Raw genomic sequence first — 12,855 nt, forward strand, 5'->3', positions numbered from 1 at the left:
TAATGCATCTTATATTTTATACATATTATACGTTACACTTTCTTTGTATAACATGTAAAATAACCTTCGTTGTGATTCAAGAGTTTCCGGTCCGCGAATACGGAATGTCACACACATCTTTTCTTCTTCGTGCTGTAGGGCAGTTACTTCGGTTCCAAAGTCTCCAAGCAGGGAAAGCATATCCTGCACAGACATTCCCTGTTCCGTCTGCGCATCCGGTGTCATCTCAATCCTTATAAATACCTCTGCATGGCCGGCTTCCTTCACATCTGCTGCCACAGCATCATATTGTGTCTCAAATTCTTCGTCTGCAATTCCTTTTTCAAGAAAGATCCCATATTGGTGATACCGCGATAACTGCATGACTTTCCGCACATACAACCGATACAGTTTTTCTTCATCCCGGTCTCCCGGAAATCGTGCATACACCTGTTTCTCCCGCTCCGGCTTATAGACACTGTCTCCGGTTTTCAGCTTCGCCTCCGCCACGTCTTCTGAATATCCCAACCGATCTGCGAAATAATGGTGCATATCGTCATCTACCATATTAATCCGTTTTCGTATCTGCTCTAATTCCATATTCTGATTCGTTTCCCTTCATGATTCCTGTTTCTAAACATAATCATTGTTTATTTTACCATAACTCGACAAAAAATGAAATGTTCTTGCTAGAATTTAACAGGATATACCTGCAAAAAATTCTCATACTATCCATATATATCAAATAAACAAAAAAGAAGGGAAACAAGCCATGAATCATACAGGAGCGCCTGAAATAACGGTTTATATTTCTCTGGATGCAAGCACTATGGTTTCATCTAAACTGGTTCACATTGAAGATATTTCTTCTGTGTTTTGCAGTTCACCCGACATTGCGCATGCTGTCAAAAATATAAAGCTATTTTCTTTCTCAGACAATGAGCAGGGACAGTTAGTTGTAAATGCACTTGCCGTTATTGGTGAAATACTGAAATACAACAAACAGCTCACCGTGCAAAATGTCGGGAGTCCGGAATGCGTTGTCTACTACCGCAACTTAAGCGATGGTCATAAAAGAACCGGAAAAATAAAAGCATTCTTCTTATTGCTGCTCGCCTTTTTTGGCACCGCCTTTTCCATCATGTCCTACAACGGAGATGTCGGAGCCATCGGCCTGCTGCAGGATCTGTATCAGATGTTTACCGGAACGGAAGCAGTCACAACAAACGCGGGATATAAATTCGGGATTCTCTTTTACTGTGTTGGTTTATTCTTTGGCATGCTTTTATTCTTCAACCACGGACTAAACCACAAAAAAGTCGATGACCCTACCCCTTTGCAGGTACAAATGCGATTATACGAGCGGGATGTGAACGACACGATTGTCGTGGACAGCGCAAGGGAAGGGACGAGTCTGGATGTTGATTAAAACCTTCGCTTACTGCCTTTTCTGTATCTGTGCCGGAAGTGCGGTTTCTGCCGGTTTTGTCGCTTTTATCACCATGCTTGGTATCTTTGATAAGCTTGGCGAACAAACCAAGTCCGGCAGACAGATTCACATAATTGAATCCATGATCATATCTGGTGTGACTGTCGGAAATGCGGCGTATCTGTTCGGGCTTCGGGTTCCGGTGGGACTTGCCGGTTTTTGTATCTTCAACCTGTTCGGCGGACTATTCATCGGTTGTCTGGCAGGTGCCCTGGCAGAGACACTGCAGGTTATGCCGATTCTGTCACGGAGGCTAAATATAAGAACCTGGTTACCTTATGTGATTGCAGCAGCCGCACTTGGAAAAGCACTTGGCTGTGCCTGGCAGATTTTATTTTTCCCTTCTTAAAATCATAGAAAAAGGAGTCGATTATTATGAAAGTAAAACAAAACGACCAAGACTACAACCGTTATGTGGACGCCATCACGCCCAAACATAGTTGTTTTAAAAACTGTCTTCACGCCTTCCTCGTAGGTGGTTGTATCTGTCTTCTCGGACAGGTAATCTTCAATATCTGCACCATGCAGTTTCATTACGAAGAAGCAGATGCCATGAGTATCTGCTCCATCATTTTAGTATTTTTGTCGGTTCTGTTCACCGGATTTAATCTCTATAAACCACTAGCGAAATACGGTGGTGCCGGTGCACTGGTTCCGATTACCGGTTTTGCAAATTCCGTTGCTTCTCCGACCATTGAGTACAAAAAAGAAGGAGAAGTGTTCGGAAAAGGTGTAAAAGTATTCACCATTGCAGGTCCGGTCATCCTGTTCGGTATTGTCGTAAGTTTTGTTGCCGGTTTTATCTATTGGATTTTCAAATTATTATAAGCAAATTTATAGAAAGGAGTTCCTATGAAATCAATCGAACAAGAAAAAACAAATCAAGCCATCGGAAAACAGACAATCCGCTTTGACTGTCCGCCGGCTATCCTGAGCTGCGCGTCCATCGTAGGAGAAATGGAAGGTCAGGGCCCACTCGCCTCTTATTTTGACCAGATTGAGCCGGATCCTGCCTTTGGTATGGATTCCTGGGAAGAAGGCGAGTCTGAAATGGTCCGGCGCGCCGTCCAGACAGCTATCACAAAATCCGGTATTGACAAAGAAAAAATACGTTATATCTTCGGTGGAGATCTTCTCGGACAGTTGATCGGCTCCACTTTCGGTCTCAAAGATTTTCAGATTCCGATCTTCGGTCTGTATGGTGCCTGTTCGACCTGCGGAGAGGCGCTCTCCCTGGCAGCCATGACTGTAAACGCCGGTTATGCGTCCCATGTCATCGCCGTCACAAGCAGTCATTTCGGCGGTGCGGAAAAGCAGTTCCGTTTTCCTCTGGAATATGGCAACCAGCGTCCACTCTCCGCCACCTGGACGGTCACAGGCAGTGGTGCATTTCTTGTATCTGCTACAACAAAGGACCAGCCGATGAAAGAATATCCTCGCATCACTTCCGTTACAACCGGGAAAATTGTAGACTACGGTGTGCGGGACAATATGAATATGGGCGCCTGCATGGCACCGGCCGCAGCCGATGTCATCTACCAATGTCTCGAAGATCTCGGTGTCAAGCCAGCTTATTTTGATAAGATCATCACCGGTGATCTCGGAAAAGTCGGCAGTGAAATTCTGATCAAACTGCTTCGGGATAACGACTATGATATCGAACCCCAACACATGGACTGTGGTGTGGAAATCTTCTATAACGAAGAACAGGACACGCACAGTGGAGGAAGCGGCTGTGGCTGTGCGGCTGTAACACTTGCCGGCTATATCCTGCACCAACTGGATCAGTCTGAATGGAAACGTATCTTATTCGTTCCTACCGGTGCTCTGCTATCCACCGTCAGTTTTAACGAAGGACAGACGATCCCCGGTGTTGCCCATGCTGTTGTGATCGAACATCTTTCATAATCTTATCAGAGAGGAGATTTTTATATGGATTATATTCTTGCTTTTGTGATTGGCGGCATCATCTGTGTCCTGTCTCAGATTCTGATGGATACAACAAAGCTTATGCCGGGAAGAGTCATGGTAATTCTGGTCTGTACCGGTGTCATCCTTGGAGCCATCGGTGTCTATGAACCGTTCTTAAAATTTGCCGGTGCAGGTGCATTCGTTCCGCTTACCGGCTTTGGATACAATCTGTGGAACGGGATCAAGGATGCTGTCAACGAAGATGGTTTTCTCGGATTGTTCCGGGGTGGTTTCACCATGGCAGCGGTCGGAACATCCGCAGCGCTTATATTTTCTTATTTTGCATCCCTTATTTTCTCACCCAAAATGCCAAAGAACTAAAAAACCGCAATCTTTATATCCGCTGGATACACGAAAAAAGAAGTACCGGAATCATCTTCCGATACTTCTTTTTTATATTTTTATTGTTGTGGTGGCGGTGCTTGTGTCGTCTCCGATGCCGGAGGTGGTGCCTGCGTCGTCGCCTGGGTTGTATCCTGTGTGGTTGGTATCGGTGCCTGTGTTGTATTCTCCGGCGGTGGCGTTATATTTCCCCCCGTGCTTTCAAACGTAACACTGATACTTCCATTTTCCTGTACATTGTTGAATGTATAGCTTGATATCGCTCCCTGACTCTGTCCGTTCACGATAACATCCTTAATCCGGTATCCATTATGAGGGGTGATATAGAATGTAACATTCGCACCCTTTGCTACATTTACGGAAGGTGAAATCGTTCCACCTTCACCTGCCGAAGAAGAAAGTGAAATTTCTCCCTCCTCCAACGGTGTATGAATATCACAGATTTCATCGGTATATACATAGCCATCTGCATCCTGACCCTCAGAGCCAACCAATACCTGGTTTCCATTCTCATCTGTCTCAATCATAAATGAAACGGTCTCCGGACAGCCGCTGTTTGCACGCTTCTTGGATTCCGTACAGAACTCAATTGCCTCATGTCCATTACATCTCTTCGTCGGTACATCTGCCGTTGCGTAATAATCCGTTGCTGTCGGGCATCCTTCTCCAGGAAGAAGTCCCGTAATCTGACATAAGGAAACGGTAGTCAGTCCATCCGGCTTATCGAAATCAGCCGATGTATCCTGTCCCTCGAGTTCTACAACCTGATCCATAATATCTCTCCACATATATTTATGTGTATTCGATCCACCCATATCGACATTCATATCATATCCCATCCAGATAGATGCAGTATAATATGGTGTCATACCACAGAACCAAAGATCATATGTGGATGATGTTGTACCGGTCTTACCGGCAGCTGTCATACCTGTCTGCAGGCTTGCAGCACCACCGGTACCGCTTGTGATAACAGACTTCATCGCGTCAATCAACTGCCATGCAGTTGTCGGACGGATAACTTCATGAGAAGTTGGTGTCGTATTGTCAATGATTACATTTCCATCATGGTCAATTACTTTGGAATATAATACCGGTTCGTTATAAACACCGCCATTTGCAATGGATGCATATGCGGCTGTCATCTCATAATTTGTAACACCATGGCTCAGACCACCAAGTGCACATGCCTGTGTCTTATCTGTCAGAATCGTACCGTTGCTGTCCACCTTCTGATCAACCAGTGTCGTATATCCAAACTTCAGCAGATATTCAAATGCTGCATCCGGTGTCTCCTCTGTGATTGCCTTTACCGCACAGACATTGATGGAACTCTGAATACTTTTACGTATCGTACAATATCCACTGTGTCCGCCACCGGCGTTACGCACATCGTTACCATTCGCATACTGGTATGGCTCATCATTGAAAGACTTTGCCAGACCTCCCTTTCCGCTATCAATCAGCGGTGCATACGCAGCCACGATCTTAAATGTGGAACCCGGCTGTCTCGTTGCATCTGTCGCACGGTTAAATGAACGGTTTACTTCCTTTTCTCCACGTCCACCAACCATAGCCTTCACATACCCGGTGTGCTGATCCATAATCGTAAAAGAAAACTGTGGCTGTGGTGAAACTTCAAATGCTTCTGCCACATATGTTCCACCTGTTTCCTCGAGCATAGCTTCTTTAAACTCATCAGCAGCCGCCCGCGCAGCATCTTCACTACTATAAATATTGTTGTACTTGGAATTACCCGTCTGTGCTACATAATAATTAATCAGATCTCCAATTCCATAATTATGGTTTGTCTCCTTATCCGGATCTAATATTGTTAATTTATAGCTTAGTCCAACCTTCGTACTGTTACTTACATAATCCGGATTGTTGATTACATCATCACAAATCTTCTGGATTGCCTTATCCTGTACAGAATAGATGCTATATCCACCTGTATAAATCATCGTCTCAGCTTCTGCCTTCGTGCAACCATACATGTCCATAAATTGACTTGTAAGTTTATTCAGGATTGCATCCTCATAGTACGTATTTACATCTGATTCTGCAAGCTGCACTTCATGTTCTTCGCTGATTCTCGCATATACATCGTCTGCAAGTGCTTCATCATACTGCTGCTGTGTGATATATTCCAGCTCCAGCATCTTCTTTAAGACTTCTTTTCGACGGTCTGCGTTCTCATCCGGATTGGCAACCGGATCATACCGGCTTGGGTTCTGCGTGATTCCGGCGATAACCGCAATCTCAGAAACCGTAAGTTCTTTCATATCCTTGCCGAAATATTTTTCTGAAGCAGCCTGAATTCCGCTGACGCCCCGTCCAAGATAAATTGTATTTAGATAATACTCTACAATCTCTTCCTTTGTATATTTCTTTTCCAGTTCAATCGCAAGGTACTGTTCCTGAATCTTTCGCTCTAACTTATCCATAAAAGTCGTCTCACCAAGACCGACATTAAAGACCTGGTTTTTGATCAGCTGCTGCGTCAGAGTGGAAGCACCTTCGTTAAAATGTCCGCTTGCCGCACCCTTGGCAAACGCACGGAAGATTCCTCGTACATCAATACCATTATGTGTCCAGAATCGCTGATCCTCGATTGCAACAAAAGCATTGACATAATCCTTCGGAATCTCATCGTAATATACGTAGACGCGGTTTGAATTGATCGTGGAAATCTCTCTATCCGAATTCCCATCTTTGTCATAGATTGTTGACCTGAATCCTTTCGGAACGATGCTGATGTTCGATACATCCGGTGCATTATCCAGAATACCTTTCATCATACCGAATCCGGCTCCGGCTCCGGCTATGATCACGGCAATAATCCCAACCAGAATGACTTTAAAAAATATAACCAAAACTTTTCTCGTATTTCGCTGTGTTTTGGAAACAAGCTTTCTTTGTTTTTTCTCTGTTTCTGCTTTTGAATAGCCCATCGAGCTACCTCCCTTTGTTCGTGCATATAAATATCCAGATAAACGTGATTATAGCAAACTTTTACCACAAATACAAGATATTACCTATTCTAAACATTTTTCTTTTTCTCTATTCTTTTTCTCTATTCTTTTTCTCCATTTTTTGGTAGAATAGATTTAGGTGCCGCGGAATTGTCCGCGTGTAAATTCACTGCGCAATTTACATGCCCTACAAGTATAGTCGCAGTTGGAGGCTTAAGATGAAAGGTTTTGTAGGCATCGGTCGCTCAGACCAGGTAGAAACCGCTATCAACGAAGCAACCGAAGGATTAAAGAAAGCAGACTTTCTGATCCTCGTTGCCCCTTTTTCAAAATTAGAAACGGCTGCCGACCTGCTCGGTGAAAAATATCCGGGAACCCCGATGATTGGCACCAGCGGTGAAAGCATCGCCAGACAACTTGTTTTAAATCATGCGATTCTTGTAATTGGATTTGCCGGTGTGGAGGTATGTACCGGAGTCATATCCGATGTACGCACAGTTCCCGTCAGATCCATGCGCAGCTTCCATGCAGATATGGAAGCTATTGATGCCGGCGACTCTGACACGATCTGTCTGGAGTTCATGACCGGGTCGGAAGAACGTGTCCTGTCCACAGTCCATGATTCCTTAAAAGAAGCTGGAATTCCACTGATCGGAGCCAGTGCTTACGGTGTACTTCTCGGAGAAAAACACTGCGTCATTGTGGACGGAAAACTATATAACCGAAGCTGTGCTTATGCATTCGTAAAGAACAAGCATGGCAAGATCCATCTTTTCAAAGAGAATATTTACAAACGCCAGAGCCGGCGTGCCCATTTTGCAAATCTGGTAGAACCCGGAACGAAAACCCTGTTCCAGTTAGACGGAGTTCCGGCGCTCGAATTATATCAGGAAGAAACCGGAACTGCATTGGAAGATATTATCGCTGCTATGCCAAGACACCCGCTTGGACGTGCACTTGGCGATGACACCTGTATCATCCAGACGATGTCTGTCGATCGAAACGGTGTCATGTTCAACGGCAAATCGATTTACGAAAACGACAGCATCTATATTATGGATGTCGATGATTACAGACAGATTCACACCGATCTGTTGGAAGAACTCCAAAACCTTCCTATCTCATTTATACTTGGTTTTGACAGTGCAAACCGATTACGTTTATTTGCGGAGGATGATTATTTGACAGACTATGCTGCATCCTTTGATACTGTTGCGAATTCTGCCCTGTTTGTCGGAGACGGTCAGCAATACAACAACCAGCATATGAATCAGACACTTGTCATCGCAGCATTCGAATAATCTATACACGCAGGAGGTATTACTATTATGTTCAAAAAGAAAAACGAAGTACACGCAGTCCCGACCGAAACAGCAACCGGGCGTGCGTTAAAAGAAAGCCTGGAGCCAATCACCCAGATTACGAAGAGTTTAAAAGAAAACCGTAAATCGCTGATTGAAGAAGAAATGCAGACCGCAAGCCAGATCTCTGATATTCAGGGTTCGTTCGACACAATCCTGGCACAATCCGATCAGGTTGCATCCGGTATGGATGCTATCAAGCAGGAATTCTCGAATATCGTAGATGTCTCATCCCAGATTGAAACGAGTGTCAGCGGTGTTTTGTCTGCGACCGATCAGGCAAATGAAAATGTAGACAGCCTGCAGGAAAGTTCTTCCAATGTACTTAAGGATTTCCAGCATGTCGTCGAAGTCTTAAACAAATTTCAAAGCAGTTTTGATGAGATTCAGGAGACCATGTCCGGCATCATCGGCATTGCCAACCAGACCAATATGCTTTCCTTAAATGCGTCTATTGAAGCTGCACGCGCCGGCGAACACGGTCTTGGCTTCGCAGTCGTTGCAACCGAGGTCAGCACGCTTTCCGCAGAGATCAAAAAGCTTGTCGATACGGTCAACGCCAACATGGCACTGCTTCGCGAAGATGCTTCGAATCTGAATGCATCAATGGAAACAGCCAACAAGATGCTCTCTCACGAACAGGAGCAGGTAAAAAAGACGACCGAGCTTTTCGGCAATATCAAAGAATCCGTCAACGGTGTGATCGAGGTACAGCAGCAGATTGCCGCAGCCGTAGACACCTGTAACGAAACCGCAGATCAGATTCAGGAAGATATCTTAAATGCCAAAGATGGCTATATCGGTGTATCTGAGACAGTCAACCAGTTATCCGGTGATATCACACGAAAGAATCAATTATACGAGAATATGATCAATCTTTTAGAGCAGGTTGACCCGATTGTTGAAGATATCCAGCATACCCATATCAATATCTGATTTTTATATCCAATCAATCAAAAAGGTGGCAGAAATCATCTGACTTCTGCCACCTTTTTAGCGGTTTCTTTCATCAATGTATCTAATTCTTCCAGATCAAAAACCTGCAACTGTGGTTTTGTATCCATATGATTTTTTTCTGCCGCAGCGACGCTTACGTCAAGCAGATTTTTCGTCCGATTCATCGCCTCCGGTGCGTAGGACCAGTCAATCTCCGTGATACGATGTACCTGCTTCCACTCTGCATCACCGAATTCTAATCCCGGGAATTGAATTTTATATTTTCTCGCAAAATATGCATTCATCCGGTCATAATCGCCATAATACCATTTCTTAGAGAAAAAATCATAACGATCATAGAGTCTCTGCTGTTCAAGCACCTCCACGTATTTTACTTCGTCATACAGAATGTTCGGTTCCCGATTGGCTCCATAGAACCGGAAATGTTTCTCCCAATATACATCTAAAAACCGGTAATCCAATAACAGATGTGCATAATATCCAAGCACATAAGGTTCGTGCAGTGCATCTCCATACTTTTTCAAAAACCAATTCAGATCCGGCCTTCTCACCAGCATCGGATACGTTTCATCGTTCCAGAAATGTGTGTAATGCTTATCCGCACTCATATCAGCAATCATATTCCCAAGAAAAAATAGATTCCTCTGCGCATCGTCCATCGGCGCTAACAGCTCACAGGCACATTGCGCGCAGGACAAATGAATCACATAGCTCGGCATATACGAACCTCCGACAACAGATCATCATCCAAAAATACATTCTTAATATTCGGCATCGGCAAGATTTTCGCCTGTACATCCTGCTTCTGCTTCTTCTCATCCACTTCCTTCGGAATCTCCACACGTGTGCTTCGCTCTGTCACAACCTGCAGTTTCTGTTCCTTAACCGCTTTCACACTGTAAAACAAAAGTCCTTCCATCACATCAGCTATACATTCGGAGATTGATACCGAACGAAGAAGCTTCTCTTCCGTCGTAGTAAAAGCACGCTTGTAATCAATACAGCGAATATAAATATCAGAGATACTACCCAGCTTCCGCCGTTCAAAAATATCCTGAAACTGTCCCAGCGTCTGCATCCGCACATCCGCAGTTCCATTCACCTCCGCAGACAGCACTTCTCCCATCGCGACTGCATATACATATGTATCCGAAGAGACTTTCAGATTCTGCAAAAATGCATACACCGCCAGAGAGATGCCCCACATTTTAGATGGGAACAAAATTCCCACACTGTCCGCATGCAGGCGTTCTCCATGATACTCCGTATATTTCATCACTTTGCATCCCGGCAAAATAGTCTCCATCTGTTCTGTCATCGCCTGCCGGCAATCCATCTTCCATGCATGTCCCGCAGAGACATCAACATAATCGGACACATAGAATATATAATTCTGTGTCTCCTCTGTTTCATTCTTAAATTCCATACCCCTCTTCATTCGTATCCTCCCTCTACTTTACAAAAGCTTTTTTCGCACAAGTGAATCATACAGCGTATGAAACGCAAAGCTCCGATATTCTTCCATCGTCATCCCGGTACTTTTCTGAATTTCTTTCTTCTTCCGTTCGGAAATCTGGATGATGCCACTTAGCGATGACCAAAGATATAAGACTGTCGGTTTCGTATCCAGTTTTTCCTGTAATACCTTACTTTTCTTTCCTTTCTGGATCAGCGATTCCATGAGTCCATATAAATCCTGCAGAATCTCTGGCAGGATATTCGCACCGGGTTTCCGGCTGTTCGTCGCCTTCTCCTCAATCATCAAGGACGCATAATACTTTGGATATCGTTCACAAAATGCAACCAACCGATCACACAGCTTATAATAGCTGTCCTCAAAAGACGTATCTCCTTCGATGTAGACCGTCATCTCGCCAATCAGTACATCCAGATAATCAACTACGATGGAATTATAGATATCTTCCTTGCTCCGAAAATACACGTAAATCGTCGACTTACTGTAGTCTGCCTGCAGGGCAATATCATCCATCGTTGTGTCCTGAACACCCTTGGTCTCGAATAATTCTCTTGCCGCAGTCAAAATATTGTCGCGATTAAACTGTTCCAGTGCAAGCTTCTTGCGTGCTCCCATATACTCTCCCGCCAAATACAACTATTGTTGACATTATACAACGCAGAGTTTGTTTTTTCAACTATAAGTTTATTTATTACACTTTTATTTCTATCTTTATACTTTTTATCTGTTTATCATACTTTTAGTTCGATTTAGAAAAATCGAGATTTTGACGCATTCGAACCAGTATTTTCTTCTCCAGCCTGCTTACCTGCACCTGACTGATTCCAAGTACTCCGGCGACCTCCGTCTGTGTCTTATCTTCAAAAAACCTGAGCCGTATCAGCTCCTGCTCCATCTCATCAAGCTTCTCCATCGCCTGCCCGACTAAAATCCGATTCATGATATTTTCCGCTGCGACCTCCGACTCCGCCTCATCAACCAGCCGGTCAACCAGACTTACCTGTGTTCCATCCTTCCCACATATCGTCTGTTGAATAGATTCCACTTCCCGGTTTGCTTCCGTTGCCATCACGATATCTTCTACGCAGATACCCGTATATTCTGCCAGCTCATCCAAAGTTGCTTCTCTTCCATATTTATGAAGCAGTGCTTCTTTCGCCTTACTGATCTGATAACCATTCTGTTTCAGAATCCGCGAGACCTTAATCGCTCCGTTATCACGCAAAAACCGCTTGATTTCCCCCGATATCAGTGGAACTGCATATGTAGAAAACTGAACTCCATAGCGGCTTTCGAACCGGTCACAGGCTTTCAGCAGACCTATACAACCAATCTGATACAGCTCCTCCAGATCATATCCACGGTTTGTAAACCTCCTTGCAATACTCCAAACCAATCCGGTGTTGTCCGAAACTATTTTTTCCTTTGCAGCCTTACTTCCCATCTGTGCCTGTTGAAATAGTTCCCATTCATTCATTTAATCATAATGGGGTGCCGGTGCACCGATCTCCTTCCACATTTTTACAACTGTTCCTTTACCCATCTCAGATTCCACTTCCAGCCGGTCCATAAATGCTTCCATAAACGAAAACCCCATTCCAGACCGTTCTTCCTCCGGTTTTGTTGTAAAAAGTGGTTCCATTGCCTGTTTGATATCTCTGATTCCAACTCCCCGATCAATCACCTCTATGTATACCGAACGGTCTTTTACGACTGTCCGAATACAGATTTTCCCCTGCTTGTTTTCATATCCATGGATAATCGCATTTGTAACCGCCTCAGAGACCGCCGTTTTGATATCTGACACTTCCTCCAATGTTGGATTCGTTGATGTGATAAACGATGCCACTATCACACGGGCAAAGCTTTCATTTTTTGCAATACTGTCAAATTCCACATTCATTTCGTTTGCGCTATTCATAATATCCTCCCTTTACCATCTCCTTTTTTATCGCATCCAGTGAATCCATCTTTTTTAAGATTCGATAGATTCCAGACATCAAAAGCACCCGGTCAATCGTCTCATTTACATGTACAGCAAACACGCACCCTCCCTTGTCATGTACCATCCGAAATCTCCCGGTGATAAGTCCGATTCCGGAACTATCCATAAACTGTGTTTTGGAAAAATCAAAGATCAGATATCGAATTTCTTCCTCTGCAAATACATGTGCCGTCTTTCGCTTCAGCATATCCGCCGCATAATGATCCAATTCTTCAGGCAGATAATAGATCAGCACCCCATTTTCCACTTCATACAACATAAACTGCCTCCTGTTCCCAAATACTCTGAAAAAATGCAAA

15 protein-coding genes are annotated in these 12,855 nt (G+C 44.1%); 7 read left to right on the top strand and 8 right to left on the bottom strand.

Translation table 11 applies throughout. The features are described from left to right. Nucleotides 1–9: 9 nt before the first annotated feature. On the bottom strand, nucleotides 10–579 hold the full coding sequence (locus KP625_RS04670; protein WP_238299579.1) for a chorismate mutase: 570 nt from the start codon (nucleotides 577–579) through the stop codon (nucleotides 10–12). 172 nt (nucleotides 580–751) lie between these two features. On the opposite strand from KP625_RS04670, the gene KP625_RS04675 reads away from it, so the two are divergent. From KP625_RS04675 to spoVAE, 5 genes are read left to right on the top strand one after another with little or no spacing between them, the layout of a single operon-like run. Further along, complete coding sequence (locus KP625_RS04675; RefSeq protein WP_238299580.1) at nucleotides 752–1,408, top strand: stage V sporulation protein AA; 657 nt, start codon at nucleotides 752–754, stop codon at nucleotides 1,406–1,408. Then, on the top strand, nucleotides 1,398–1,817 hold the full coding sequence (locus tag KP625_RS04680) for a stage V sporulation protein AB (RefSeq protein ID WP_238299581.1): 420 nt from the start codon (nucleotides 1,398–1,400) through the stop codon (nucleotides 1,815–1,817). The genes KP625_RS04675 and KP625_RS04680 overlap by 11 nt, the downstream gene beginning before the upstream one ends. Nucleotides 1,818–1,843: 26 nt before the next feature. Beyond that, a complete protein-coding gene (gene spoVAC, locus KP625_RS04685; protein WP_238299582.1) occupies nucleotides 1,844–2,296 on the top strand; it encodes a stage V sporulation protein AC in 453 nt (150 codons plus the stop codon). A gap of 24 nt (nucleotides 2,297–2,320) precedes the next feature. Further along, complete coding sequence (gene spoVAD / locus KP625_RS04690) at nucleotides 2,321–3,376, top strand: stage V sporulation protein AD (protein ID WP_238299583.1); 1,056 nt, start codon at nucleotides 2,321–2,323, stop codon at nucleotides 3,374–3,376. Between the two features lie 24 nt (nucleotides 3,377–3,400). After that, nucleotides 3,401–3,760, top strand: a complete 360-nt coding sequence (gene spoVAE / locus KP625_RS04695; RefSeq protein ID WP_238299584.1) for a stage V sporulation protein AE — start codon at nucleotides 3,401–3,403, stop codon at nucleotides 3,758–3,760. Between the two features lie 80 nt (nucleotides 3,761–3,840). Here the strand turns inward: spoVAE and KP625_RS04700 are convergent, their stop codons facing one another. Next, entirely contained in the window at nucleotides 3,841–6,735 is a 2,895-nt protein-coding gene (locus tag KP625_RS04700) for a transglycosylase domain-containing protein (protein WP_238299585.1), read from the bottom strand. Between the two features lie 239 nt (nucleotides 6,736–6,974). Here KP625_RS04700 and KP625_RS04705 point away from each other — a divergent pair, with 239 nt between their 5' ends. Together KP625_RS04705 and KP625_RS04710 are read left to right on the top strand one after the other, a co-directional pair. Beyond that, on the top strand, nucleotides 6,975–8,057 hold the full coding sequence (locus tag KP625_RS04705; RefSeq protein WP_238299586.1) for an FIST N-terminal domain-containing protein: 1,083 nt from the start codon (nucleotides 6,975–6,977) through the stop codon (nucleotides 8,055–8,057). A gap of 27 nt (nucleotides 8,058–8,084) precedes the next feature. Beyond that, the gene (locus KP625_RS04710; RefSeq protein ID WP_238299587.1) at nucleotides 8,085–9,053 is read left to right on the top strand and encodes a methyl-accepting chemotaxis protein; all 969 of its coding nucleotides are present in this window, start codon (nucleotides 8,085–8,087) and stop codon (nucleotides 9,051–9,053) included. Between the two features lie 35 nt (nucleotides 9,054–9,088). Here KP625_RS04710 and KP625_RS04715 read toward each other — a convergent pair whose 3' ends face one another. The 6 genes from KP625_RS04715 to KP625_RS04740 form a co-directional block, all read right to left on the bottom strand. Continuing rightward, nucleotides 9,089–9,793 (bottom strand): hypothetical protein, encoded by a 705-nt coding sequence (locus tag KP625_RS04715; RefSeq protein WP_238299588.1) that lies wholly within the window; start codon nucleotides 9,791–9,793, stop codon nucleotides 9,089–9,091. Continuing rightward, complete coding sequence (locus tag KP625_RS04720; RefSeq protein ID WP_238299589.1) at nucleotides 9,778–10,512, bottom strand: hypothetical protein; 735 nt, start codon at nucleotides 10,510–10,512, stop codon at nucleotides 9,778–9,780. The genes KP625_RS04715 and KP625_RS04720 overlap by 16 nt, the downstream gene beginning before the upstream one ends. Nucleotides 10,513–10,530: 18 nt before the next feature. Next, on the bottom strand, nucleotides 10,531–11,166 hold the full coding sequence (locus KP625_RS04725) for a TetR/AcrR family transcriptional regulator (protein WP_177970498.1): 636 nt from the start codon (nucleotides 11,164–11,166) through the stop codon (nucleotides 10,531–10,533). A gap of 124 nt (nucleotides 11,167–11,290) precedes the next feature. Next, nucleotides 11,291–12,028: a SigB/SigF/SigG family RNA polymerase sigma factor gene (locus KP625_RS04730; protein WP_238299590.1), complete on the bottom strand. Its 738-nt coding sequence runs from the start codon at nucleotides 12,026–12,028 to the stop codon at nucleotides 11,291–11,293. Next, complete coding sequence (spoIIAB, locus tag KP625_RS04735; RefSeq protein WP_177970500.1) at nucleotides 12,029–12,472, bottom strand: anti-sigma F factor; 444 nt, start codon at nucleotides 12,470–12,472, stop codon at nucleotides 12,029–12,031. Next, nucleotides 12,465–12,815: an anti-sigma factor antagonist gene (locus KP625_RS04740; RefSeq protein ID WP_238299591.1), complete on the bottom strand. Its 351-nt coding sequence runs from the start codon at nucleotides 12,813–12,815 to the stop codon at nucleotides 12,465–12,467. Before KP625_RS04740 ends, spoIIAB begins: the two co-directional genes overlap by 8 nt. Between the last annotated feature and the right edge of the window lie 40 nt (nucleotides 12,816–12,855).

This window comes from Eubacterium sp. MSJ-33 (genome assembly GCF_022174665.1).
GTDB lineage: Bacteria > Bacillota > Clostridia > Lachnospirales > Lachnospiraceae > Coprococcus_C.